The following is a 24,017-nucleotide window of genomic DNA, read 5'->3' as shown; positions in this document are numbered from 1 at the left end:
GGGCTTTTGCATAGCATAGGAGAGAGAAGAAACTGGGTGGACTCTCCGTTTGATACGGAGGGGAAAGGAGCTTGGCACAGATGGGAAACGAAAAGATTCGACTGGGTATTATTTATGGAGGAAAATCCTCAGAGCACGAAGTTTCATTGCGCACGGCCCTGTCCATTATGAAGGCTGTGGATGCAAATAAATACGAGGTAACGCCTATATACGTTCAACTGGATGGAACGTGGGTGACAGGAGAGGCCATCGCTGGTCAACTTCCGGATAAAATCGAGGCATTGCGCTTGTCACCTCAAGCACCATCCTTTACGGAAGCAACCGAGACCGAGAAGAAACTGGTTGCAGTGAGCAAACCAGGATCGGTGTTTACGATGAATGAACAGGTGGATGTCGTTTTCCCTGTTGTTCATGGACCGTTTGGAGAAGATGGGACGATTCAGGGACTGTTGGAGCTGGCGAATATCCCTTACGTGGGAACTGGCGTGATGGCTTCCGCTGTTGGAATGGATAAATGGATGATGAAGACTGTTTTTGCGCAGGTTGGTCTGCCACAAGTGAAATATGTAGGTCTTCTGCGTTCGCAGTGGGAAAAGGGGCAAGAGGAAGTGATGGATCGGATCGAGCGTGAACTCGGCTATCCGTGCTTCGTCAAACCGGCGAATATGGGCTCTAGCGTAGGGATTAACAAAGCGAAAAATCGTGAGGAGCTCATGCATGCATTAGACGTAGCGGCTAAATTCGACCGCAGATTGATCGTGGAGGAGTTCGTTCAAGCGCGTGAGCTGGAAATTGGCGTTCTGGGGAATGAAGAGCTGGTGACTTCTGTGGTTGGGGAAGTGATTGCTGCTAAAGAATTTTACGACTATGAAGCCAAGTACAAAGGGGCGGGGACAGAGCTGTCCATTCCTGCCATCGCTCCAGAGCATGTAACAGAACAGATTGCGGACATTGCCAAAAAGGCATTCCAAGCACTCGATGGCTCCGGTCTTTCGCGTGTCGACTTTTTCTGGGATGAGAAAAACGATAAGCTGTACATCAACGAAGTAAATACGATGCCAGGCTTTACGCCGTTTAGCATGTATCCAATGCTCTTCCAAGCTGCGGGAGTGAGCTACAGCGAGCTGATCGATCGTCTGGTGCAGCTAGGCATCGAGAGACATGCGGATAAAGGTCGCAACGTCGTCGATGCAGAAGAACTGGAATAATCATTTTTGAAAAGATGCTGATTACTTAGCATCTTTTTTCTTTTTGTTTAAAATTGGGAAACCAAATGTTTCGCATACACGTCTAAGTATCGATAACTTTTTGGGAGGATCTTGATGAAAAAACACTTACTGCTCTCATGTTTACTACTTACTCTATTAGGCTCCCTTGCCACTTCGCAGATCAATGCCTCTGCTCCTGCTAAGCCGGATACACGCAAGGCAGAGATGGTTACGATTTATCATGCGACCCCGGATGGAAAGACGAAAAAAATCCAAACCAACATGCCCTTGATTCATCGCGCCAGCATTTCACCCTCAGGGAGATTTGTGTACGGAGAACGAATCGGGTATGGCAAGGAAGATCCGACAATCCCTTTCCTGTACAACATTCAGACGAAAAAGCTGATGCAAATGTCGGGCATTGCCAAGTGGTCAAACAAGCAGGATATGCTCTACATCCGTGAAAATGACGGAATCGTCAGGCTTACAACGACAGACGGTAAAAAGACCGTACTCGTACCGGGCATTGCCCAGTATCCCGTGCTCGATTTTGCGATTTCACCGGATGAACAGTACTTGGCTTTTACCCGCAAAGACGAAAAAGCTGCTGATTCAAAAGGAAGTGCTCATCTCTACATTCAACATCTGCCAACACTCCAAATCAAAAAGCATGATCAATATGAGTGGAGACAAGACAAAACTGCACTAGAAGAGAAGTATTATTGGATGCCTAATTCCAAAAAGCTGTTTTACCTAACGAAAGAAGCTACCAAAGAATTGGACATGCCCACAGGGATGAAAAAGGATCACAAAACGACCGCTCTCCCCTCTTACTCCAGCGATATGAAGTATCAGTATATCAAGACTGAACAAGAAGAATATGTGCTGGATTTGCAAACGGGGAAAAAGAACTTTTTAAAGGACGAAGAGGAGTATACAGCAAACCTGCGAAGAATCCTGTGGTCGCCAATTGGCCATCAGTTTGCTGCTGAACAACTTTTGACCTGGTCCAGTTCCCAAGATAATTACATGTTGATGTTCGTCTTCAATGAACCGAACATATACGGAAATCCTTTCGGCAATCATGTAAAACCCGGGCTGTTGAGCACCTACATGATGGATCAGGACAATTATCAACTGATTGGGTGGGCAGGTGATAGTAAATCGTTTTATTTTGCTGATCTTGCTTCTACTCATATTTACGATTTTGGTGAGGGCAAGATTAATTGGGAAACGTATGAATTTTATGAAAAACGTTAGCTTGTAAGCACGTTGGGAGATAGTATTTGTTTATGCAGAACAGATGGACGAATCATGGGAAAAAAGATGCTGATAAATGGGCATCTTTTTTCTTTTCTGTAGGAGGGAGGAACTAATTTCTGTCAGCTCTACTCTCCTAACTGTACATGATGAATATTATGGCTTGAAATGAGAATGAGAATCGTTTACATTATCTATGGGACGCGTTACCATTTATATACAGTTAACAAAGTTATGCCTAATCCTTGGATGAAAAAATAAGAGTTTCAAGCAAGAGGAGAGGTAACATGTTTGTAGTCAAACATATCGCAGAGCATGCAACGATGCAGAGCTTTCTCAATTGTTATCTCCGGGAAACAAGTAGGGGAGAGTGGATTAATCGTCAAGACGAAATAACAAAGTATCTTAATAAAATCATACAGCCGAGCTCGACTGGTAGGTACCTTCAATGTGAACTCCCGCATCAGGGCATTTCTCTCTATGTAGGTGTTAAATATTATTCGCCTACAGGCAGGCATTTGTTTCATTATCCAGCTTGCTACCGAAGTGGTGAGTGTACTCGTTTCGTTCAGGCGGACTATTTGACATTAGCGGTTCTTTTGACGAAAGAACTAACGCTTCAGCATGGGGGAAATGCAGTTCCAGATGAATTAGTCTTGCGTATGATTCAAAGCTGCCAAAGCATTGAGAAATTTATCAGGACGCGCCAAAGTAATCCGGAGATTTTATATGGCGCGGAACAAAATTTCATTGAAGCAGAGCAGGCACTTTTATTCGGTCATTTGTTCCATCCAACACCAAAGAGTCAGCAAGGAATTCCTGAGTCGAAGCAAGCAATGTATGCACCGGAGTGTTGCGGGAAATTTCAACTCCACTTTTTTGCGGCCCATCCGTCGATTGTGTACGAAAGATCATCACTAGAAGCATCCGCTACGCAATTACTGAAGGGGGAGTTTCCTGAGATAGGCGATGTTGATCCTTCCTTTTCAATCGTACCGATTCATCCGCTCCAAGCAGAATGGTTGCTTGAGCGGGAAGCCGTACAATCCTTTATCGAGAAAGGGTTGCTTCTTTACCTGGGACCAGCAGGTGAGGAGTACATGGCGACTTCTTCACTCAGAACGGTTTACCATCCCAAGAAGAAATATATGCTCAAGCTCTCCGTCCCAATTAAAGTTACGAATTCGTTACGGATCAACAAGTTAAATGAAATGGAGATTGGTTTAGAGGCGAACCAGCTTTTTGAAACCGGGATCGGCGAGGTATCTCGCAAGTTTCCAGGGTTTGGATTTATCTCTGATCCTGCTTATATCACGATTACGTTGGATCAGGCAGAAGAAACGGGATTTGAAGTGATCCTTCGTGAGAATCCCTTTATGGGGAGTAATGCCAGGCAGGCCACACAAATCGCTGCGCTTGTGCAGGATCCACTGCCTGGATACAAAAGCAGGCTGGCAACGATCATTCATCAGCTTGCCCACCAAAAAGGAAAGACACCAGAAGAGGTTAGCTTGGACTGGTTCAAGCGATATGCAGAAATTTCATTGAAACCAATGGTATGGCTTTATCTTACGTACGGAATCGGCCTGGAAGCCCATCAACAGAATAGTGTGGTCACTCTAAAAGACGGCTACCCCCATCAATTTTATTATCGTGACAATCAAGGCTACTATTTCTCAGAATCGACGCAGCAATTATTAGAGGCAGAATTGCCTGGCATAGGCAAAGCGAGCGGGAATATATACAAAGACCATCTGGTAGATGAGCGAATCACCTATTACATGATTTTTAACCATATGTTTGGACTTATTAATGGATTTGGAACGGAAGGCCTTATTGATGAACATATTTTGCTGGAAGAGATGCATGAGATTTTGACGCAGTTTTTACCTATGAATCGAGAGTCGTCGAGGTTCCTAGAGAATCTGCTCACGCGCGAAAAGCTTCCGTGTAAAGCGAATCTGCTCACGCGCTTCTATGATCTTGATGAACTAGCCCTACCAGAAGAGAGTGCATCTGTTTTTGTTTACATAGATAATCCTTTAGCAAAAGTAAAGCAGACTGAAAAGACAAGGCTGCATGCTTTTGGCTAGTTTACTAGCATCTAGATCGAAGAGATATGGAGGATAGGTTATGGAGTTGACAATGCAAGATTTTACGATTGAAGAAGCACTTCACTCGACACAGTACGTGCAGGTGAGAAGAAGGGTGTTTCGACAATGCATAGAGTCTTTGATATACGAGGGAATCTTGATTCCTGAGACCCTGCAAGAGGGCAAAGAGATAATTTACACGCTGCATGGGCTAGATGAGGGTGATCAGCCTGTTCGCTATCGTTGCCGGGGGAGGAGGAGCGCTAGTTTTGGGCTCGTTCGTTTAGGGATGGAACCCGTTACTCGTGTTGTCTGCGACGAAAGCGGAGCTATACTGCAAGAATCAGAAGCCGTTTCGCTCACTCGCTTTTTAGTAGAAGTGTTCCGAATGAAGACGGTAGATGAACAGAGACTGAAGCAATTTGCTAATGATCTGGAGCAAACGTTACTAAAAGATACACTGTCCCAATACTATCGCGTACAAAATCATATTCGGATGCAAGGCAAATCGTATGATGAGCTGGAAGGTGATCTGATGGACGGTCACCCTTACCATCCTAGTTATAAATCACGCGTTGGCTTTACGTATGTGGATCATTATGCATATGGTCCTGAATTTAAGCAGGAAGTTCATTTTCTTTGGTTAGCGGTAAAAAAACAATATTCTCAAGTGTCCATTGATCAAGGAAGAAATTTTGATGACCTGCTCATAGAGGAAATAGGCAGGGAGCAAAAAGAGGCTTTTCAGCAAATCATCGTCAATCACGGATGCGATCCGGATCAGTATGCCTTCGTGCCAGTCCATCCTTGGCAGTGGCGTAATCATGTCGTGCCTGGATTCCAGGACGATATTCATCGCAAAGAGATCATTGTGCTAGGAGTAGGCTCTGATGGTCATCGTCCACAACAATCCATTCGAACATTTGCGAACAAAAGTAATCCGCATAAACCGTATCTAAAACTCTCGATCAACGTGGTAAATACCTCAGCTGCACGTCATCTCACCCCCCATTCACTGGCGAGTGCCCCCATTGTTTCGAGGTGGCTCAAGGGGATTACGGATGCAGACTCGTATTTGCGAGATGTGCAAAAGGTGATTATGCTCCAAGAGTTTGCGGCAGTGGCATACGATCCTCCCCCTGCTTCCGACCTGGTCGAAATGGTTACCTTCGGGGTCATTGGGTGCATGTGGAGAGAAAGTCTCATCCCACATCTCGAAGCGGGAGAAGAGGCGGTTCCTTATAACACATTAGCGGCAGTAGAGGTGGATGGGGTGCCGTTCATTGATCGTTGGATCCGTGAGCAAGGGCTAGAGAAATGGCTGGTGCAATTATTGGAAAGCAGTGTGTTGCCGGTCGTTCATTTACTTGTAAAACACGGGATTGCGATGGAATCCCATGCGCAGAATATGATCCTGGTGCATCGGGATGGTGTCCCTACCAGGGTAGCGTTGAAGGATTTTCATGAAGACTTGATTTTCTGCCAACCGTTCTTGAGTGAGCCAGACAAATGCCCGAACTTCGCGGAAGTGCACGAATATTACGCAACGAAGCCAGATAATGTGATGTTTCACATGGATGAAACATCAACCGTCAGAGATTTGACGTTAGAGACTTTATTTCTGATAAATCTGGGGCAATTAGCTCGGTTATTAGAGGAACATTACGGATATGCCGAAGAGCACTTCTGGGAGACGGCCGTTAAGGTATTGGAGGTTCACCAGCAACGATTCCCGGAATTGGCGGAGCGATTTAGGCGATTTGATCTTTTTATTCCGAGCGTACAAGTAGAGAAATTAACCAAGAAAAAACTATATACGACGAACGAGAACTATTATTTACATGAGGTTCCCAATCCTTTGTTCGAGGCAAAAAAAAGGCTTCATTCCATGGCTGTGGGAGGTTAATCGCATGTTAATTGTGAATCAAAACGAGATTTCAGTGTATGACATGGAGAGACATAAGCAAAGATTCCGTGAAATGGATCATTTTCGACAGCCAGAAGCAAAAAGGTACGCAATCTGCATAGCTGACCCACTTGACGTGATTAGTCTTGTTCAATATTTGCGTGAGCATAATGGCTCGGTTTTATTAATTCACGGGGAAACACCAAAGGAAACAGCCTATCAAATGGCAGTGAAGGCAAGGTGTTACGGGCTTGTTTTTCAGGAGACCGAGCAATTCTTGTCTATCTCGGATCAACAACAGAGCGAAAAACCATCGCTCTACCAATACAGCTCAGGTACTACGGGGGACGCGAAGCTAATCGGGAGAAGCTGGGATGATATCCAAACAGAAATTCAAGCTTACAACCAGTTGTTTCAGGGAGAGGAAGCGTTAACTCCGATCGTGTTGGCATCAGTGACACATTCGTATGGATTGATATGTGGCGTTTTGGCAGCATTGGAACGGGGAAGTAAGCCTTCGATTGTGACTCACAAAAATCCGAAGTTCGCTTTGCAAGTGATTCAAGATACTCCACAGCATATTGTCTATGGTCTGCCAATCTTTTATCACATCTTAACAAGCTTTACGCGGGAGCAGGTACGCTTTCACCGGCTAATGACATCGGGGGCTCCGATGCCAGAGGGCTTGTTTCTGAAGCTGCAAGGCATGAGCGACATCTTGATGCAACAATATGGATGCTCTGAGGCGGGGTGCGTCAGTATGAGTAAACAGATGAGGACGCATACAGATCTGGGGGTTCCGCTCTCTCATGTAACCATGACAGCAGGAGTAAATGTAGAACAACCCCGGGAAATCATGATTCGGAATGGACAGAACGAAATAGCGACGCAGGATTTAGGTTTCTGGACAGGAGAAGGACATATTCAATTTGTGTCTAGAATGGATGATGTGATTAACGTCTCTGGCCTAAAAGTATTTCCATTAGAGGTCGAGGACGTCATATTGAAAATGAGAGAAACAAAAGAAGCGGTCGTGTATCGTGGTCGACATCCAGTCCTGGGAGAGATTGTGAGAGCGCAGGTCATTGCAGAGGGAGGAACGACCCCTGAACAAATCAGGGAGTGGTGCCAAGATCGTTTGCCGGGCTATAAAGTTCCATTCGACATCCAGTGTGTGACGAGCATTCCTAAGACAGCAACAGGAAAAATCAGCCGTCGATTATTAGAAATGGAGACGATCAGCAAATGACGCGCAAAGAAAGAATAGAGCAAATCCATTTGATCATGACAGAAAAATTAAAGTTATCGCATATCCACACGCTAGAGGAGTCCATGCGACTGAACGAAGATTTACATATTGATTCGATTATGCTATTGCAACTGATTGTTTATATCGAGGAAGATTTGCAATTGGTCGTACCTGCTCATGAGTTAGATCCACGAATCTTCAAGACGGTCGGATCACTGCTCACTTTTGTTGAGCAGCTGGAACCGCAGCATGTTCGCTAATTAGCGTCTATTCAAACACCGAGTGGGGGATACAGATGGTCAAGGTTCATTGCATTATTTCATGCCTGTGTGAAGTGATTAAGCGTTTCACAAAGATTGATTACCGTCCCTATTATTTTGGCATATGGGATGCCGAGTATTCGATTACGGATCAAGGTGTGGTTACGTATTACATCGATAACCATGAGGAGATTATCAAGGGATATGAACGACTTTTCCGAGCGAAAGTAACGGAATGGTATGATCATTCCCAAGATAAAGCCTCCAATCTGGACAGGTTCTTACAGCGCATTGATCAGCGTACGGAGGATCAGTTTGTCCTTGTTCAGATTGACATGTCGCTGGTCCCAGAACGAGATAATAAATTTGCCTTGAAGCCATTCCCGCATTTTATGATGATCTCAAAGACGGAGAACGAAGATGAGTGGTTTATGTTTGACCCGGATTTTCGCTGGGAAGGCAATGTGAAGAAGGAGACGGTGATCAAGGCCTTCTTGGAAAATCCGTTTGGCGGCGGTTTTATGGTGGATGCGAGTGAAATTAAGGAACCAACCTATGAAATGGTCCACGACTATTTCTGCGCAACACTCAAACGCGATCATAATCCATTTACCCTTGAATTGAAGCAATTGATTACGGACATGGCAGAGGGGCGCAATGGATACAACTTGGACATGTTACTCCCAGCAGTAACACAGGTTAAGGTGATTGCGATCCGTAAATACAGCTACGAATATGCATTTCAATATCTTCAGGATTACCTGCAATATCATCGTGATGAGTTTTTGCGCATCGCCTATAAAGTAGAGGACATCTACCAAGGGTTTACGACAGCCCAGTACTTGTCTGTCAAAATGGCGATGACGAAAAACATGGCGTTGTTACCTCCGATTATCGAGGCGTTAGAAGAGATTGATCAGATTGAGCTTGAAGTGAAGAAAGAGTTGGAACGTCAGTTTGTTCTGTGGACCCAAATGGATAAAAGTCTCGTCACTGTAGACGAAAAAGGGTGGAGGTAGAGGTGAAATGAAACTCTCATTGTGCACAATCTCTTTTCGCCACCAGTTGATTTCGTTTGCACAGATCGTTCGTTTTGCCGAGCGACATCATTTCGATGGAATTGAGCTGTGGGGAATCCACGCCCAACATTTGTATGATCATGGTCGCATAGAGGTGGAGGAACAGTTGCAGTTGCTCAAGGATCAAGGCATGAGTATCTCCATGCTTAGTGATTATCTGGATATTGCGACTCCATCTGGATTTGCGCGTTCGCTGGAAAAAGCAAAAAGATTGATTGCGCTGGCGAATTGGCTCCAGGTAAAGCAAATCAGGACATTCGCTGGACAAAAGGCAAGTAAAGATGTGGGGCCAGAAGAGCGTGTACGCTACGTACATCATTTGCAGATCTTATGTGAGATGTGTCAGGAGCATGGCATTCAGCTCCTGGTCGAAACACATCCGAACACACTCACGGATCAGTTGGGTTCTACCCTCGCGCTGTTGCAGGAAGTCAATCATCCAGCGCTCAAAGTAAACCTTGATTTTCTTCATGTTTGGGAATCGGGTGCAGACCCAATCGACAGCTACGAGCAATTGAAGCCGTGGGTCGCTCATTATCATTTGAAAAATATCATTTCATCCGATCATCTGCCGGTATTTGCTCCGCAAAATGTATACGCTCCGAATGGCGATCGTGAGGGCATGGTACCACTCAGTAAGGGTATTGTCGATTACGGTCCGATCGTAGAGAAGATTGCAGATACAGATTATTTTGCTTCCATTGAATGGTTTGGTCACAGTCCGCAGCATGTTTTAGCAGAAGAGATAGAATGGTTGCGAAAGGCTATGATGTTAGTACGTAAGTGATAAGAGGGTCGGGAGCGTGGGTAATGCTCCCGATCTTTTTTTTGCAAAAGGAAACCAATTGCTTCTAGAAAGCGTCTAAGTATAGATCACATATCCGGGAGGACCTTTGATGAAAAAACGCTTCTTGCTATCATGCTTGTTAATTACGATGTTGGGCATTCTTATCCCTGGGCAAATCAATGCCACTGCTCCTGCGAAGGCAGACGCACGCAAGCCAGAACCTGTTGTCATTTATAAGGTGGGAGTAGATGGAAAAACCACCAAAACCGTCACGAACATGCCCTTGATGCATCGTGCAACCATGTCGCCATCGGGCAGATTTATTTACGGGGAGCGGATCGGATACGGGAAGGCAGACCCAACGATACCTTACCTGTACGACATGCAGACAAAAAAACTGACGCAATTATCCGGCTTTGCCAAATGGTCGCCAAAGCAAGACGCGCTCTACATCCGTGAAAAAGGTGGGATTGCTAAGCTTAGCCTGCCAGATGGTAAAAAAATCGTACTCGTGCAGCCGGTAGCTCAGCATCCCATACTCGATTTCTCTGTTTCACCAGATGAGCAATACATGGTTTTTACGCGAATGAACGCAAAGATAGCCGCTTCCGATGAAGTCGTAAATGCCGACCTGATCCTGCAGCATCTGCCTACCCTCAAAATGAAGAAGAATGACCAGTATGCCTTTAATCTAAACCAATACGGACCGGAAGAAAAATATTACTGGATGCCGAATTCATTAAAGGTGTTCTATAAGTCATATACAGGGTATAAGGAGCTCGACTTGCCAACAGGTTTGAAATACGACCACAAAATGCAGGATTTTCCTTCTTACTCCAGTGACATGAAGTATCGCAAAATGAAATCGGAAACTGCCGAATACCTGCTGGAGTTGCAGACGGGAAAAAAGGTGGTTATGTCGGAATACCAAGAATCTTATCCGTATTTGGGTGATATTTCGTGGTCGCCTGTCGGTCATCATTTTGCAGCAGAAGTACCTTATCGTACATCTAACTCGCAACAAGCGTATATGCTTCTCCGCTTCTGTAAGCAAGCGCAAAAATGCAGCTATCCCCTTGGGAATCCAGATAAGCCGAATATTAGTCCTTATTTGAGTGCTAGTGATAATATTCGCGTCATTGGTTGGGCACAGGATGGCAAGTCGTACTATGTCGCCGATCTCGCATCCACCCACTTTAGCGAATTTGCGCTTGATAAGCTCGGTATTCACAACAACGTATATGAGCAGCGCTAATCCATACACCAGATAAACAATGGCAAAGGAAGTGAGGAATGTGCTCACACACGTGTATATGATCCGCCACGCAGAATCGCCGTACCTACCTGGCCAGGAGCTTACACGCGGGTTGTCTGAAAAGGGCTGGCGGGATGCGCAGCGAGTAGCAGAAGTCTTGCAAGCCGAGCAGATCGACGTATTTATCTCCAGTCCTTATGCAAGGGCAAGCCAGACGATTGAAGCTGCGGCGAAGCAGGCGAATCAGGAAATCAAGCTAGAGCCGGGTTTTCGCGAGCGGGAGGTAGGTGATTGGGGAGAGGAATGTGAGCATTTTGTACAGGCTGTTGAGCATTTGTTTGCAAACCCTGAGTTCGCTTTCCCAGGTGGAGAGTCCAATGCAGCAGCGGGGGATAGAGGAATCGCTGCCTTGCAGGAAATCTTGAAACTCCATCATGGCAAAAAAATCGCAATAGGCACCCATGGGAACATCATGACGATCATCATGAATTACTACGACCTATCGTACGATTTTTCTTTTTGGAAAACGACCTCTATGCCGGATATTTACAAGCTGAGCTTCGAGAATGACCGACTAGTCGATGCAGCCCGACTCTGGACTGAACAACACTAATAAAAGAAGCCGTCTCTCGTACGAAACGAAAGGCGGCTTTCTTGATAGCTATTCTTGATTTTCCAAATCTGTCATGAGCGTCCACAGTGACATTCCTTTGGATGCTTTGAACAGGAAAGCATGCTTGTCATCCCGCAGCGGCAGTAAAGCTGCTAATGCCTCTGCTTTTGTCGCGAAATGCAGCTTGTTGCCCGCATAAGCATCATGGAGATGACGTGAATCCTCACCGACTGTCACGAGCAGCTCAAAGCGCTCTGCGACGTCTTGAATCGACGCTCCGACGTCAGCGTGCATGGCCTCACTTTCCGGCCCGAGCTCATACATATCTCCCAAAACGACGACTCTTCGGCGATCCGGATACAATTCAGCAAATGTACGAACGGCAGCCTCCATGGAAACAGGGCTGGCATTGTATGCGTCGCTAATGTATACCGTACCGTGTTTGGATGTGATTTGCTCGAAGCGCATGGCGGAGAGCTGGACGGTCGACAAGGCGTGAACAATTTGTTCTGTTTCCATCCCGAGTCTTTTGGCAATTGCAACAGCAGGCAGTGCATTCAGGACACTATGACGTCCGTGCAACGGCAGGAATGCTTCGAACTGCTCTCCGGAAGCGAAGTGTACTTCAAACTGCGTCCCGCCCTCAACCGTTTCGATGTTCTCTGCCCAAATATCCGCTTTTTCATTGACGGAGTAATACATGGTCTCGCCCGAATACAGATGGGCAACCAACGGCAGATACTCTGAATCTTTATTGAGCAGCACCAAGCCATCTTTAGCGGTATGCGGGAGCAGCTCCGCCTTCGCAAGGGCAATTTTTTCACGCGTCCCAAAAAACTCGATATGGGATTCACCGATAAACGTAATGACGCTAATATCTGGCTGGACGAGCGAACCGAGAAGATCGATTTCCCCAGCATGGTTCATACCCAGCTCCAGTACTGCGGCTTGATGCTCTTCCTTCATCTGCAACAACGATAAAGGTACGCCGATATGATTGTTAAAATTTTTATACGTCTTGTATACAGGCGAGCGGCTCGCAAGCACATGCGCAACGATATCCTTCACCGTCGTTTTCCCGATACTCCCGGTAATGGCGATATGAGGGAACGAAAAGCTTTTCCGATAAGCAGCAGCCAGCTTTTGAAATCCACGCAGTGTATCATTGACGAGAATTAACCCAAAATCCTTTGGCAAGTTCGCAGGAATCTTCTCCTGATTTGATACGAGTGCAGCTACCGCTCCTTGTTTGACGGCTTGTAAAAGAAAATCATGTCCATCCCGTGCACCGCCTGTCAGCGCTACAAACAAAGATCCCGGAGTCAGCTCGCGGGTATCAAAGTGAACGGATGACAAGGCAAGCTCTGGGGAACCAGCAAGCAAAAGCCCCTCTGCTTGTATTGCTGCCTGATCCAGTGCAATTGGTTTCATCTGCACGTACTCCTTTTTCTGATCCAGTTTCAACCTCGAAGTCATGCTACCACGCGCTAGGTAGCGCCGCAAGACAAAAGTGCATGAATATGGTACGATCAAGGCTTACATAATGACTATTCATCTGCAGATGAGGAAAGGAGTCGCTCATGGAAAAAAGCATTTTTACCAAAATCATGGACGGTGAAATCCCGGCTCGTATCGAGTATGAGGACGAGCAAGTCATCGTCATCCACGATATCGCACCGAAAGCACGCGTTCACCTGTTGATTATCCCGCGTAAGCCGATTCCTACACTTATGGATGTAAGTGCTGAGGACCTGCCGTTGATCGGGCATATCCACCATGTAGCACAGCTCTTGGCGAAAAAGCTGGAGTTGCCTGGTTTTCGCCTGATTAACAACTGCGGTAAAGAGGGTGGACAAGAGGTTTTCCACATTCATTATCACCTGTTGTCCGGTTTTTACGAATAAATATGAACTAAAGGTTGACCTTCTTTAGTCATCTATCCTATAATGAAGTGTGACAGTCTGTTCGTACGATCGACTCAGGCGTCCCACGGTTTTAGCGGAGGGAGGGAAGACAAATGGCAGAAATTCGAGTCAAGAAAAACGAGTCTTTGGATAGCGCACTTCGCCGCTTCAAGCGTGAAAGCGCAAAATCCGGGGTGATGGCGGAACTGCGTAAACGTCGCCACTTTGAGAAGCCTAGCATTAAGCGCAAGAAGAAATCCGAAGCAGCTCGCAAGCGCAAGTTTTAATTGACGGAGGGCTCATCATGAGTGTAATGGAGCGACTCGATCAAGATATGAAGCAAGCAATGAAGGACAGAGCTGCTCTAAAACTCTCTGTTATTCGCATGGTGAAAGCCGCATTAAAGAACGAAGAGATTAAAAAGGGCAGTCTTTTGTCTGATGACGAAATGCTGACCATCTTGACTCGTGAGTTAAAACAACGCCGTGAATCCCTCCACGAATTTGAGAAGGCAGGCCGCGTGGACCTTGCCTCGAAATCGCGCGAAGAGATCGACGTGCTCTCCGCTTACTTACCCGCTCAGCTTAGCGAAGATGAAATTCGTGATATCGTTCGGGAAGGTATCGCAGCTACCAATGCCTCCTCCAAAAAAGAGATGGGCAAAGTGATGGGTGCGATCATGCCGAAAGTGAAAGGCAGAGCAGACGGAAACCTCGTGCAAAAGATTGTATCTGAGGAACTACCATCGTAGACGAGAGTAACACCTCATATAGATACGAACAGAAAAACCCAACCCGATAATGGGCTGGGTTTTTCTTTTTTCCCAGATGTGAAATAAATATGAAACAATCGTCTTGGTTTTTCGTATACCTTAATGCACATAAGTTGAAGCTTATTTTAGGAAAGGAGGTACATGCAATGAGTGCAACAAGGCTAGTAAAAAGCCGCGTGCGATTGCTTTTTTCACTTCTTTGCCTGATTATGGGAATGGCAATGCTGTTTGCTCCCTCATCCACAACGGCCCAGACCTATCAAAAAGCCGTTTGGATTCCAGTAGATAGCACGATCGAGCGAGGGCTGGAGAGCTTTTTAGAAAGAGCATTTGCTGATGCGCAGGAGCAGCAGGCAGACCTTGTTATTTTGCATATCAATACGCCAGGTGGAGAAGTGAACGCTGCCGACCAGATTGGGCAGTTGATCCGTCAGGCTCCCATGCATGTGATAGCCTATATTGATAACCAGGCTTTCTCTGCGGGAACTTACATCGCCCTGAATGCAAATGAAATTATTATGACTCCGGGTAGTAGCATGGGGGCAGCAACGCCGATTGACTTGGCAGGAAATGCAGCAGACATCAAGTTCATTTCCGGTTGGAGCAACAAAATGAAGGCGGCAGCCGAGCTGAACAATCGCAATCCTGACGTCGCACGCGCGATGGTGGAAATCGATACAGAATTCCCTGGATTAAAGCCAAAAGGCACGGTGCTTTCTCTCGATGCCCAACAAGCAAAACAGCTGGGCTATGCAGATGATGTGGTATCCAGCAAGGAAGAGCTGCTCACAAAGCTCGGTATTCAGCCAGATTCGCTTCAGGCGATTGAGCCAACGGGTGGAGAGCTGGTAGCCAGATGGGTGACGAGTCCGATTGTCATGAGTCTTTTGCTCATCATTGGATTGGTAGGAATCGTAGTAGAGCTGTTTGCACCTGGTTTTGGTGTCGCGGGGACGGTTTCGCTCGTTTCGTTCAGCCTGTATTTCTTTGGGCATTATGTAGCAGGATTTGCAAACTGGCTACATATCGGATTGTTTGTCATCGGAATCTTGCTGATGCTCCTGGAAATATTCCTTCCGGGCGGAATTGTCGGTGCGATTGGCTTCGGTAGCATTGTGACAGGTCTCGTAATGGCAGCCTACGACACACAGCAAGGACTCGCTTCGTTGGGTGTGGCTGCTTTGATCACGGCAGTCGTAACGTTCCTGTTGGTGAAGAAATACGGGGTCAAGGGCCTGGTCAACAAGTTTGTCTTGGGCGACACGCAGCGCAATGAAGAAGGCTACGTGGCTCCGCGTGATCAGCGTGAGCTGGAAGGGAAAACTGGGATCGCACTTACACCCCTGCGCCCGGCAGGTGTCGTCAAGGTGGAAGGGAAGCGTGTGGATGCAGTATCTGTTGGTGGCTTTATTGAAGCGGGTACAGCAATCACTGTCGTACAAGTAGAAGGCACGCGTATCGTCGTAGCCGAACAAGAACAAAAGGAGTGAGGCTTTCATGTTTGAAGGCGGTTTGATTCCCCTTATTTTTATGGTGGCAGTAGCCATCGTCGTACTCTCGATTTTCTTCTCATTTGTTCCAGTCATGCTCTGGATTTCAGCACTGGCGTCCGGTGTAAACATCGGAATTATTACGCTCGTCGCTATGCGCTTGCGTCGCGTTGTACCTTCTCGGATCGTGAATCCGTTGATTAAAGCGCGCAAAGCGGGTCTACAGTTGGATACGAACCAATTGGAGAGCCATTATCTCGCAGGTGGTAACGTAGATCGTGTAGTAGATGCGCTTGTAGCAGCACAGCGCGCAGATATCCCACTCGGCTTCGAACGAGCAGCAGCAATTGATCTGGCTGGTCGTGATGTATTGGAAGCGGTACAAATGAGTGTTAACCCGAAAGTAATTGAAACACCTGTCGTTGCGGCAATGGCAAAAGACGGTATCGAGCTGCGCACTCGTGCAAAAGTAACGGTTCGTGCCAATATCGATCGACTGGTCGGTGGTGCAGGTGAAGAAACGATCATCGCCCGCGTAGGTGAGGGGATTGTATCGACGATTGGTTCGTCCAAAGGACATAAAGACGTATTGGAAAATCCAGACCTAATCTCCAAAACCGTTTTGAACAAAGGTTTGGATGCAGGAACTGCTTTTGAAATTCTCTCTATTGATATTGCGGACGTGGATGTAGGGAAAAACATTGGGGCACAATTGCAAACCGACCAGGCTGAGGCTGATAAACGTATTGCGCAAGCGAAAGCAGAAGAGCGTCGTGCTATGGCGGTAGCCCAAGAGCAGGAAATGATTGCGCGCGTACAAGAAATGAAGGCAAAAGTAGTAGAAGCTGAAGCGCAAGTACCACTCGCTTTGTCCGAAGCATTGAAAAGTGGCAAATTGGGCGTAATGGATTATTACAATATGCAAAACATAGCTGCTGATACACAAATGCGTCAATCCTTCGGGCATGCAGGTGACAAACAAGATCCTGCAATTCCGGACGAGAAAGAATAAGGGCGATTGCCATGGAAGATCTCATGGATCTCGTCGTAGATTTATTGGGTGTAGTGGAGTGGATCATTCCCCTCATCGGCAAGTTCTGGTTTGTCATCCTTGGCTACTTAGGATATAAGGCGCTTGGAAAAGCCGGAAAGAAGAAGATGGCACAAGGCAAAAAAATGCCACCACTTACCCCGGCAAATACGCCAGATATCCCACTAGAAACTGAGGATTACGGCAGTCAGACGGTACGTGCATCCTCCAAATATGAGCCGCTCCAGCGTGAATCGATGGAAGGTGTCGGAGTCGAACAGGAATGGGCGTTTTCCAGTACTGCTCGTGCTTCTACGGGTCCAACGATTTCGGTTAAGCAACCGGAAAGTCCAATGGAAATCGAGTCAGAACGAGCGAGGACGCTGACATCAAAACACGGTAATCCACGTGAAGGTATGAAGTGGGCGCTTATTTTCGGGGAGCCGCGCTCCAAAGCTCCCTACGCGCAACAGATTCGGCAAAGAAAAATAATGTAGAAGCAGTAAGGAAACAGGTGGACTTCGGTTCACCTGTTTTTTTTGTTGACAAGCCAAGGTTTTCGTGTCGAAATATATCGAATAACTTGTCTTGTTTCTCGTATCGTGGTTGACTATCCTGAATGTAAAGAAAATTCTTCCAAATAGAAGAAGGGGTAGAGGACAAGCGATGAATCAACAAATTTTTGAGCAAATGGGGCGGTTTCGCCAAAAAGTGATTCGGCTTGCCATCTTCGAAAACAAATCGGTATATGAAACGGCGATAGCATGTGGATGTTCAGCTGAGAAAGTAAAACGAGTCATGAAAAAATGGAAGGCGCTTACAAAGGAAAAAGAACTGGTTACTGCTACACAAGACAGCAAATATTCAAATGACATGTAAAACGTTTTTTCAAAGAGGGAGCTCTTTAGTTGCTTGCGATAATGGCGAGCGCTGAGGGCTCCTTTTTTGTGAAAAACATCGCGACTGTTTTTAATGAATGCCTCTTTATGCTCTCGCATACGCATAGATAAGAATGGTTTTGCACCTGCAAACAGAAGAGATCGTTAAATCTGCCAATACAAAGAACGAGAAGGGGGGCTAATCCATGAAGCGTTGGAGCCGCCGTCTGCGCCAGTTGGCGGGAGGTGTGTTGGATCTGCCGCAAGATGTAGTCCTGGAAGTCCCGCGCATCACGATGATCGGTCATTTGCAAATGTATATAGAGAATCATCGAGGAGTATTGCATTTTAGCGAAAAAGAGCTTCGCTTGCTGTTGACGAACGGACAAATGATTGTGTCAGGTGAACAGCTTGTCATCCGAGCGATTCTGCCCGAGGAAGTCCTGTTAGAAGGCAGGATTGGTGGCGTGAAATTTTTGGAGACGGGACCACAGAGCTCGTAATTCTTGGTAGAGGTAGGGGGCGGCACGTATGCGGAATGGAATCAAGGAGTGGGTGGATGGACATGTAACCATTACCGTACGAGGAAAACGTTTTGAGCGGATGCTGAATATGGCTGTACGGGATGGGATTCGAATCTGGAATATTCGCAGGGTAGGAGAAGAGGTGACCCGCTGCGATATTTTGATCCGTGATTATTTTCGTCTGCGGCCGCTCTTAAAAGAGACAGGCTGTCGCAGTCATGTCGAAGAAAGAGACGGGCTTCCTTTTTGGCTCTTGCGTATGCGCAGACGATCCGGATTGGCAATTGGGGCGGCTCTTTTTTTCATCGGATTGTACATGCTCTCCTCCTTTGTTTGGAGTGTCGAGGTGAGTGGAACCAAATTGGTTGATCCACGACGTGTCATTCAAGCTGCCGAACAAGTGGGGATTAAAGAAGGGGCTTGGAAGGTCAAACTAAAAGAACCGTTGGTTTTGCAAAAAGAGCTGCTGAGTCTGCTGCCGGAGGCTTCGTGGGTCGGTATTGAGATTCAAGGAACCAAGGTCATGCTTCAGGTTGTCGAAAAGGACGCTCCCGTAAAGCCGCTTGCAACCGGTCCGCGTCATCTTGTTGCGAAGAAGCGGGCCATCATTCATAAAATCCTTCCTGAGGTTGGTCGCAGCCAGGTAGCCAATAATCAGTTTGTAGAAAAAGGCCAGGTACTCATCTCGGGGATCATTGGCAACGACGCCCGTCAGCAAGCTGTGTCCGCGCGTGGTAAAGTGCAAGGGGAAGTGTGGTATATGAGTAACACATCGATCCCTTTGAAGCAAACGACTCACCGTCTGACGGGAGAAAAACTGGAGCATCAATACCTGCTCGTAGGCCCATATGCAATATACGTATGGCCATTTGAGAAGCAATCCTTTGACCAAGCGGAAGTTGCAGAACAACGGTTTATGCCCTCGTTAGCGGGATATATCTCGCCAATTGGCTGGAAAAAGATGACCTACGCCCAAACAGAGCCTGTTCAAACAGAAATGAGCGTAGCGGAAGCCACGGAGCTGGCCAAAAAATTCGCCCGGGAGGATATCTTGCAAAAAGCTGGGAAAGATGCGTTCATTCAGGACGAAAAAGTTTTGCACGTCACCACAGAGAATGGTAAAGTTTACGTAAGCATTCATTTTTCCGTCATTGAAGACATTGCCATTGAACAGCCTCTTGTGGGGCAGTGAGGTCGGCAAGCAAATGACGCATTGCTGATAACCGTTGCAAGGAGATGGAAGCCTGTTGCACGTACAAGATGAGGTAAGAATCCCGTTTTCAGACGCATCTGAGGCCTTGCTGTTGTTCGGACCACATGACGCGTACCTAACACTGATCGAGCAAAAAAATTCCGCAAAAATCATGACCCGAGAAGGCGAACTGGTTATTAGCGGGGATAAGCCGGAAGTGGACAAACTGACAGAGTTAATTGGAATTCTGCTGCAGTTGATTCGCAGAGGGATTGCCCTGTCCGAACGAGACATCTCATATGCGATGACGTTAATCGAGCGGGGAGAAGGTGCCCAGCTCCTCGATGTATATGATGAGGAAGTCGCTCGGACCCAACGTGGCAAAGTGATCAGGGCAAAAACTTTGGGACAGCGTCATTACCTGTCTGCCATTAAGAAACATGACATCGTGTTTGGAATTGGGCCAGCTGGAACCGGAAAAACGTACTTGGCTGTTGTCACAGCGGTAACTGCATTGAAAAATGCACGCGTGAAACGGATCGTTCTTACCAGGCCGGCCGTAGAAGCGGGAGAAAGCCTTGGATTTTTGCCAGGGGATTTGCAGGAGAAGGTGGACCCTTATCTGCGTCCGCTCTATGATGCTTTGTACGACATGCTAGGTAACGAACAAGTTGCCAAAATGATGGAACGCGGACTAATTGAGGTCGCTCCATTGGCGTATATGCGTGGCCGTACGCTCGAAGACTCGTTTGTCATCTTGGATGAAGCCCAGAATACCACGCCAGAGCAAATGAAAATGTTTTTGACGCGGCTTGGCTTTGGTTCCAAAATGGTCATTACGGGTGACGTGACTCAAGTCGATTTGCCGAAAGGGAAGAAATCCGGATTGCGGGAAGCAGAACGTATCCTAAGCCGTATTTCCGATGTCGCCTTCATCCATTTCCAAGAGGGAGATGTCGTTCGACACAGTCTGGTACAAAAAATCATTGCTGCTTATGCCAAAGAAGAAGTGAATCACGGCTATTGATAAATTGCATTCGAAAAAAGGAGATCGTTCAACTGTGCTATCTGTAGAAATCCTTCATGAAGAAATCGAACCGATCGATGAGAATTTGCAAAACCTGCTTATCCGTTGCCTGGAGGCAGCAGCAAAGCTGGAAGACGTGCAAGGTGAAGTGGTGGTCACCCTCGTTACTAACGAGCGCATTCACGAGCTGAATCGCGAATATCGTGGCGTTGATCGGCCAACCGACGTTCTTTCCTTTGCGATGAACGAGCCGGGTGAAGGGGAAATGGAAATCTTCATCGATGAGAATGAGGCGGACGAGTTCCCGAACATGCTGGGGGATATTATCATTTCCTTGCCGAAGGCCCATGAGCAGGCTAGTGACTATGGTCATTCATTCGAACGCGAACTCGGATTTCTCACGGTACATGGTTTTCTTCATCTCCTGGGCTATGATCATGGAACACCAGAAGAAGAGAAGGAAATGTTTTCACGTCAAGAACAAGTATTGGAACAAATAGGCTTGACGAGGTAGGAGATCACGTTGAAGGAATGGCGACGATTGACTCGTAGCTTCACCTACGCTCTGCAAGGAATTGCCTATACCGTACGGACACAGCGAAACATGCAAATCCACGTAGCCGCTGCTATCATGGTGCTGGCGGCGGCGTGGTGGCTGCAGATATCCCGCAGCGATGTTTTGCTGGTCTTTTTTTCTATCGGTCTCGTCTTCTCCCTTGAGTTAGTAAATACCGCGATAGAAGCCGTGGTTGATTTAGCATCTCCGGAATGGCACGCGAAGGCGAAGATAGCTAAGGATGTGGGAGCAGGAGCTGTTCTTGTAGCCGCGATCCTGTCTGTGTTCGTCGGAGTTGTAGTATTTGGTCCGCCGCTGTTGCAAAAAGTATGGGGATAGTTTTTACTAGTAGGTACCGGACGGGTCATTCTAGGAGACCATTCAGTCTGGTTTCTTCGTGTCTAATTTGACATATTCACTTGGGCAAACCTGTTAAAAACGAATCATATGAGGAATGATGAGAATGGATAAACAAGCATTATTAGCACAAGCAATCCAAGCAAGAGAGCTCGCTTATGTACCGTATTCCAAGTTTCAGGTAGGGGCTGCCCTTTTGGCTGCGAGCGGCAAGGTATACTTGGGAGGCAATATTGAAAATGCTGCGTACTCACTGTGCAACTGCGCGGAGCGTACGGCTATTTTTAAGGCATACTCAGAAGGAGACCGGACATACAAGGCTTTGGCCGTTGCAGCCGATACCCCGCAAGCAGTTTCACCGTGCGGAGCTTGCCGACAAGTCTTGGCAGAGCTGTGCCCGCCGGACATGCCTGTATTTTTGACGAATCTCAAAGGCGACATCTGGGAAACGACTGTATCTGCCCTGCTGCCAGGCGCATTCACCAAGGAGGATTTACGTGGATAATCGCAAGACCAAGCAATCTTTTAAATCGGGCTTTGTCTCCATTGTGGGAAGGCCAAACGTTGGAAAGTCAACGCTGTTGAATCATATTGTCGGACATAAAATCGCGATCATGTCGAATAAGCCGCAAACGACACGCAACAAAATTACGGCTGTGCATACGACAGAAGAGGGACAAATTATTTTCTTGGATACACCCGGTATTCACAAGCCTCAATCCAAACTCGGTAACTACATGGTTTCGGTTGCCGAAAATACATTGAACGAAGTGGACCTCGTCTTGTTTGTTGTCGATGCGACAGAAAAACGAGGAGCTGGGGACGACTACATCATCGAGCGTTTGAAGCAAGTCAAAACGCCAGTATTTTTGGTCATCAACAAAATTGACAAGGTGCACCCGGAAGCGCTGCTGCCAATTATTGATGATTACCGCAAATTGTATGATTTCAAGCAGATCGTTCCAATCTCTGCGCTGGAGGGGAACAACACCGGATCATTGCAGCAGGCTATTTTGGGTGAAATGGAAGAAGGCCCGATGTACTACCCTGCAGATCAGGTGACCGACCATCCTGAACGTTTTGTTGCAGCAGAGCTGATTCGGGAAAAGGTTCTGCATTTAACGAGGGAAGAAGTACCGCATTCCATCGCTGTCGTGATTGAAGAGATGAAGCGTGGCGAAAATGGCAAAACGCTTTATATTTACGCTGCCATTTACGTAGAGCGGGATTCACAGCGTGGTATTTTGATTGGACAAAAAGGTCAGATGCTCAAAGAAATCGGTCAACGGGCGCGGAAGGATATCGAGCGGCTGATGGGGGACCAAGTATTTTTGGAGCTCTGGATCAAAGTGAAAAAGGATTGGCGCAACCAGGAGCGGATGCTGCGTAACTTCGGTTTCTACGACGAGCAATAATATTCCCATTACGATGTGTTAATTTTTCCAAGGCATAGAATAACGGGCAAAGGTGATTCTAAGAAGGAAGTGGATAGACCCGATATAGGAAAGGATGATGCTCCATGCTTCGTGACTTTTCTTGGAGAGTTTTCGCTTCAACCGGTGATATCCATGCTTACCTTCTCTACCGTGATCACCATCAAACGGATGGTTCCAGCGAGGAGACCTCGTTTGATCTCGCCCAGGAAGAATTGGGTGACACGCAGGCATGCTTGTAAAGTGGGAAGGAATTGTCATTCGCAGTGTGGACTATGGTGAGTCCAGTAAAGTGGTGACATTGTTTACCCGGGAGAACGGCAAATTTGGCGTGATGGCCCGTGGTGCCAAAAAGACCAAAAGCCGTCTTGCCGCCGTCTCCCAGTTGTTTTCGCATAGTTATTATCTATGCAAAGCGGGACCTGGTACGGGAATGCCTGATCTCTCACAGGGAGACATGCTGGATTCGTTCCGGGATATGCGGCAAAGCCTGAATGCAACGGCTTATGCCGCATACATAGCAGAACTTTTGGATCGATTGACGCAGGAAAGGGAACCGAACCCTTACTTGTTTCAGCTTCTTCTTCATACGTTTCGCTACTTGGACGAGGGGCGAGATGCTGAAATCCTGTGTCGCATTTTTGAAACCAAAATGCTGATCGTGGCGGGAATCTCCCCGCAGCTCACGGCGTGCGTAAACTGTGATGAACAGCGCGAGCCCTATGCTATCAGTGTAGGACAGGGTGGCCTGTTGTGCCCAGTTTGCCAGCCCTCTGATCCTTATGCATTGGCGGTTACTCCCTCGACCTGGAAGCTGTTACGGCTGTTCCAGGTATTTGATTTGGAGCGGCTTGGTGACATCGAAGTGAAACCGGCTACGCGAAACCAGCTAAAGCATGTGCTTCGAGGCTTCATGGATGAGTATCTGGATCTCAGGCTGAAAAGTCGAGCATTTCTGGAACAACTGGAGCGGATGGAAAGAATGGCACAATCAGATCCGGACTAATTGACATCCGATTTTCTTTTCGTTATGATAAGAACCAAACTTGTATACTGAATGTTGCCATGAAGGAAAAGAGTAGTCGGCCACTGGCTGTAAAAGCGAACCGGGGATAGTGGAAGCCCGGTCACCAAGCTGATGAAG

General features: G+C 47.0%; 27 protein-coding genes and 1 other annotated feature (1 of these 28 only partly in view). Of the genes, 26 read left to right on the top strand and 1 reads right to left on the bottom strand.

Annotated elements, in window-relative coordinates:
• The first annotated feature begins 80 nt into the window (after positions 1-80).
• From AB1L17_RS05705 to AB1L17_RS05660, 10 genes are all read left to right on the top strand, one after another.
• Entirely contained in the window at positions 81-1,208 is a 1,128-nt protein-coding gene (locus AB1L17_RS05705) for a D-alanine--D-alanine ligase (RefSeq protein WP_412843859.1), read from the top strand.
• A 114-nt stretch (positions 1,209-1,322) separates the two neighbouring features.
• Positions 1,323-2,468, top strand: a complete 1,146-nt coding sequence (locus AB1L17_RS05700) for a WD40 repeat domain-containing protein (RefSeq protein ID WP_412843860.1) — start codon at positions 1,323-1,325, stop codon at positions 2,466-2,468.
• Between the two features lie 287 nt (positions 2,469-2,755).
• Positions 2,756-4,561: an IucA/IucC family protein gene (locus AB1L17_RS05695; RefSeq protein ID WP_412843861.1), complete on the top strand. Its 1,806-nt coding sequence runs from the start codon at positions 2,756-2,758 to the stop codon at positions 4,559-4,561.
• 40 nt (positions 4,562-4,601) lie between these two features.
• Entirely contained in the window at positions 4,602-6,467 is a 1,866-nt protein-coding gene (locus AB1L17_RS05690; RefSeq protein ID WP_412843862.1) for an IucA/IucC family protein, read from the top strand.
• Positions 6,468-6,471: 4 nt separating this feature from the next.
• Complete coding sequence (locus AB1L17_RS05685; RefSeq protein ID WP_412843863.1) at positions 6,472-7,716, top strand: AMP-binding protein; 1,245 nt, start codon at positions 6,472-6,474, stop codon at positions 7,714-7,716.
• Positions 7,713-7,976, top strand: a complete 264-nt coding sequence (gene asbD, locus AB1L17_RS05680) for a petrobactin biosynthesis protein AsbD (RefSeq protein ID WP_412843864.1) — start codon at positions 7,713-7,715, stop codon at positions 7,974-7,976. Before AB1L17_RS05685 ends, asbD begins: the two co-directional genes overlap by 4 nt.
• 35 nt (positions 7,977-8,011) lie before the next feature.
• On the top strand, positions 8,012-8,995 hold the full coding sequence (locus AB1L17_RS05675; protein ID WP_412843865.1) for a DUF6005 family protein: 984 nt from the start codon (positions 8,012-8,014) through the stop codon (positions 8,993-8,995).
• Between the two features lie 7 nt (positions 8,996-9,002).
• Entirely contained in the window at positions 9,003-9,842 is an 840-nt protein-coding gene (locus tag AB1L17_RS05670) for a sugar phosphate isomerase/epimerase family protein (protein ID WP_412843866.1), read from the top strand.
• A 109-nt stretch (positions 9,843-9,951) separates the two neighbouring features.
• The gene (locus AB1L17_RS05665; RefSeq protein WP_412843867.1) at positions 9,952-11,097 is read left to right on the top strand and encodes a TolB family protein; all 1,146 of its coding nucleotides are present in this window, start codon (positions 9,952-9,954) and stop codon (positions 11,095-11,097) included.
• Between the two features lie 40 nt (positions 11,098-11,137).
• On the top strand, positions 11,138-11,710 hold the full coding sequence (locus AB1L17_RS05660) for a histidine phosphatase family protein (RefSeq protein WP_412843868.1): 573 nt from the start codon (positions 11,138-11,140) through the stop codon (positions 11,708-11,710).
• Between the two features lie 48 nt (positions 11,711-11,758).
• Here the strand turns inward: AB1L17_RS05660 and AB1L17_RS05655 are convergent, their stop codons facing one another.
• Positions 11,759-13,141 carry a UDP-N-acetylmuramoyl-tripeptide--D-alanyl-D-alanine ligase gene (locus AB1L17_RS05655; RefSeq protein ID WP_412843869.1) on the bottom strand — a complete coding sequence of 461 codons (1,383 nt, stop codon included), beginning with the start codon at positions 13,139-13,141 and terminating at the stop codon, positions 11,759-11,761.
• A gap of 149 nt (positions 13,142-13,290) precedes the next feature.
• Between AB1L17_RS05655 and AB1L17_RS05650 the strand changes: the two genes are divergently transcribed.
• The 16 genes from AB1L17_RS05650 (at position 13,291) to recO (ending at position 23,879) form a co-directional block, all read left to right on the top strand.
• The gene (locus tag AB1L17_RS05650; RefSeq protein WP_048032286.1) at positions 13,291-13,614 is read left to right on the top strand and encodes a histidine triad nucleotide-binding protein; all 324 of its coding nucleotides are present in this window, start codon (positions 13,291-13,293) and stop codon (positions 13,612-13,614) included.
• 113 nt (positions 13,615-13,727) lie between these two features.
• Entirely contained in the window at positions 13,728-13,901 is a 174-nt protein-coding gene (rpsU, locus tag AB1L17_RS05645) for a 30S ribosomal protein S21 (RefSeq protein ID WP_007727630.1), read from the top strand.
• A gap of 17 nt (positions 13,902-13,918) precedes the next feature.
• Positions 13,919-14,365 (top strand): GatB/YqeY domain-containing protein, encoded by a 447-nt coding sequence (locus tag AB1L17_RS05640; RefSeq protein ID WP_412843870.1) that lies wholly within the window; start codon positions 13,919-13,921, stop codon positions 14,363-14,365.
• A gap of 167 nt (positions 14,366-14,532) precedes the next feature.
• Positions 14,533-15,876 (top strand): NfeD family protein, encoded by a 1,344-nt coding sequence (locus AB1L17_RS05635; RefSeq protein ID WP_412843871.1) that lies wholly within the window; start codon positions 14,533-14,535, stop codon positions 15,874-15,876.
• 7 nt (positions 15,877-15,883) lie between these two features.
• Positions 15,884-16,888, top strand: a complete 1,005-nt coding sequence (gene floA / locus AB1L17_RS05630) for a flotillin-like protein FloA (RefSeq protein WP_412843872.1) — start codon at positions 15,884-15,886, stop codon at positions 16,886-16,888.
• An 11-nt stretch (positions 16,889-16,899) separates the two neighbouring features.
• A complete protein-coding gene (locus AB1L17_RS05625; RefSeq protein ID WP_412843873.1) occupies positions 16,900-17,403 on the top strand; it encodes a hypothetical protein in 504 nt (167 codons plus the stop codon).
• Positions 17,404-17,572: 169 nt separating this feature from the next.
• Complete coding sequence (locus AB1L17_RS05620; RefSeq protein ID WP_412843874.1) at positions 17,573-17,785, top strand: sigma-70 family RNA polymerase sigma factor; 213 nt, start codon at positions 17,573-17,575, stop codon at positions 17,783-17,785.
• Positions 17,786-17,990: 205 nt separating this feature from the next.
• The gene (gene yqfC / locus AB1L17_RS05615; protein WP_007727617.1) at positions 17,991-18,287 is read left to right on the top strand and encodes a sporulation protein YqfC; all 297 of its coding nucleotides are present in this window, start codon (positions 17,991-17,993) and stop codon (positions 18,285-18,287) included.
• A gap of 28 nt (positions 18,288-18,315) precedes the next feature.
• Positions 18,316-19,500, top strand: coding sequence for a sporulation protein YqfD (yqfD, locus tag AB1L17_RS05610; RefSeq protein ID WP_412843875.1), 1,185 nt, complete (start codon positions 18,316-18,318; stop codon positions 19,498-19,500).
• Positions 19,501-19,555: 55 nt separating this feature from the next.
• Positions 19,556-20,527, top strand: coding sequence for a PhoH family protein (locus tag AB1L17_RS05605; protein ID WP_412843876.1), 972 nt, complete (start codon positions 19,556-19,558; stop codon positions 20,525-20,527).
• 34 nt (positions 20,528-20,561) lie between these two features.
• Positions 20,562-21,041 carry an rRNA maturation RNase YbeY gene (gene ybeY / locus AB1L17_RS05600; protein ID WP_412843877.1) on the top strand — a complete coding sequence of 160 codons (480 nt, stop codon included), beginning with the start codon at positions 20,562-20,564 and terminating at the stop codon, positions 21,039-21,041.
• Positions 21,042-21,050: 9 nt separating this feature from the next.
• Positions 21,051-21,422, top strand: a complete 372-nt coding sequence (locus AB1L17_RS05595) for a diacylglycerol kinase family protein (protein ID WP_412843878.1) — start codon at positions 21,051-21,053, stop codon at positions 21,420-21,422.
• Between the two features lie 124 nt (positions 21,423-21,546).
• Complete coding sequence (locus AB1L17_RS05590) at positions 21,547-21,945, top strand: cytidine deaminase (protein WP_412843879.1); 399 nt, start codon at positions 21,547-21,549, stop codon at positions 21,943-21,945.
• Positions 21,938-22,855 (top strand): GTPase Era, encoded by a 918-nt coding sequence (gene era / locus AB1L17_RS05585; protein WP_047072508.1) that lies wholly within the window; start codon positions 21,938-21,940, stop codon positions 22,853-22,855. Before AB1L17_RS05590 ends, era begins: the two co-directional genes overlap by 8 nt.
• Before the next feature lie 104 nt (positions 22,856-22,959).
• On the top strand, positions 22,960-23,115 hold the full coding sequence (locus AB1L17_RS05580) for a YqzL family protein (RefSeq protein WP_412843880.1): 156 nt from the start codon (positions 22,960-22,962) through the stop codon (positions 23,113-23,115).
• Positions 23,106-23,879: a DNA repair protein RecO gene (gene recO, locus AB1L17_RS05575; protein ID WP_412843881.1), complete on the top strand. Its 774-nt coding sequence runs from the start codon at positions 23,106-23,108 to the stop codon at positions 23,877-23,879. The genes AB1L17_RS05580 and recO overlap by 10 nt, the downstream gene beginning before the upstream one ends.
• A 50-nt stretch (positions 23,880-23,929) precedes the next feature.
• Positions 23,930-24,017 (top strand) — a binding site (T-box leader) (it continues 87 nt past the right edge of the window).

Origin of the sequence: Brevibacillus jepli (assembly GCF_047229145.1) — a bacterium.
GTDB lineage: Bacteria > Bacillota > Bacilli > Brevibacillales > Brevibacillaceae > Brevibacillus.
This window is presented reverse-complemented; position numbering and strand designations above follow the sequence as displayed.

Excerpts from the sequence above, each read along its gene's own strand:
- AB1L17_RS05705 (WP_412843859.1), top strand. The coding sequence starts at position 81 with ATGGGAAACGAAAAGATTCGACTGGGTATTATTTATGGAGGAAAATCC.
- AB1L17_RS05700 (WP_412843860.1), top strand. The coding sequence starts at position 1,323 with ATGAAAAAACACTTACTGCTCTCATGTTTACTACTTACTCTATTAGGC.
- AB1L17_RS05695 (WP_412843861.1), top strand. The coding sequence starts at position 2,756 with ATGTTTGTAGTCAAACATATCGCAGAGCATGCAACGATGCAGAGCTTT.
- AB1L17_RS05690 (WP_412843862.1), top strand. The coding sequence starts at position 4,602 with ATGGAGTTGACAATGCAAGATTTTACGATTGAAGAAGCACTTCACTCG.
- AB1L17_RS05685 (WP_412843863.1), top strand. The coding sequence starts at position 6,472 with ATGTTAATTGTGAATCAAAACGAGATTTCAGTGTATGACATGGAGAGA.
- asbD (WP_412843864.1), top strand. The coding sequence starts at position 7,713 with ATGACGCGCAAAGAAAGAATAGAGCAAATCCATTTGATCATGACAGAA.
- AB1L17_RS05675 (WP_412843865.1), top strand. The coding sequence starts at position 8,012 with ATGGTCAAGGTTCATTGCATTATTTCATGCCTGTGTGAAGTGATTAAG.
- AB1L17_RS05670 (WP_412843866.1), top strand. The coding sequence starts at position 9,003 with ATGAAACTCTCATTGTGCACAATCTCTTTTCGCCACCAGTTGATTTCG.
- AB1L17_RS05665 (WP_412843867.1), top strand. The coding sequence starts at position 9,952 with ATGAAAAAACGCTTCTTGCTATCATGCTTGTTAATTACGATGTTGGGC.
- AB1L17_RS05655 (WP_412843869.1), bottom strand. The coding sequence starts at position 13,141 with ATGAAACCAATTGCACTGGATCAGGCAGCAATACAAGCAGAGGGGCTT.
- AB1L17_RS05650 (WP_048032286.1), top strand. The coding sequence starts at position 13,291 with ATGGAAAAAAGCATTTTTACCAAAATCATGGACGGTGAAATCCCGGCT.
- rpsU (WP_007727630.1), top strand. The coding sequence starts at position 13,728 with ATGGCAGAAATTCGAGTCAAGAAAAACGAGTCTTTGGATAGCGCACTT.
- AB1L17_RS05640 (WP_412843870.1), top strand. The coding sequence starts at position 13,919 with ATGAGTGTAATGGAGCGACTCGATCAAGATATGAAGCAAGCAATGAAG.
- AB1L17_RS05635 (WP_412843871.1), top strand. The coding sequence starts at position 14,533 with ATGAGTGCAACAAGGCTAGTAAAAAGCCGCGTGCGATTGCTTTTTTCA.
- floA (WP_412843872.1), top strand. The coding sequence starts at position 15,884 with ATGTTTGAAGGCGGTTTGATTCCCCTTATTTTTATGGTGGCAGTAGCC.
- AB1L17_RS05625 (WP_412843873.1), top strand. The coding sequence starts at position 16,900 with ATGGAAGATCTCATGGATCTCGTCGTAGATTTATTGGGTGTAGTGGAG.
- AB1L17_RS05620 (WP_412843874.1), top strand. The coding sequence starts at position 17,573 with ATGAATCAACAAATTTTTGAGCAAATGGGGCGGTTTCGCCAAAAAGTG.
- yqfC (WP_007727617.1), top strand. The coding sequence starts at position 17,991 with ATGAAGCGTTGGAGCCGCCGTCTGCGCCAGTTGGCGGGAGGTGTGTTG.
- yqfD (WP_412843875.1), top strand. The coding sequence starts at position 18,316 with ATGCGGAATGGAATCAAGGAGTGGGTGGATGGACATGTAACCATTACC.
- AB1L17_RS05590 (WP_412843879.1), top strand. The coding sequence starts at position 21,547 with ATGGATAAACAAGCATTATTAGCACAAGCAATCCAAGCAAGAGAGCTC.
- AB1L17_RS05580 (WP_412843880.1), top strand. The coding sequence starts at position 22,960 with ATGCTTCGTGACTTTTCTTGGAGAGTTTTCGCTTCAACCGGTGATATC.
- recO (WP_412843881.1), top strand. The coding sequence starts at position 23,106 with ATGCTTGTAAAGTGGGAAGGAATTGTCATTCGCAGTGTGGACTATGGT.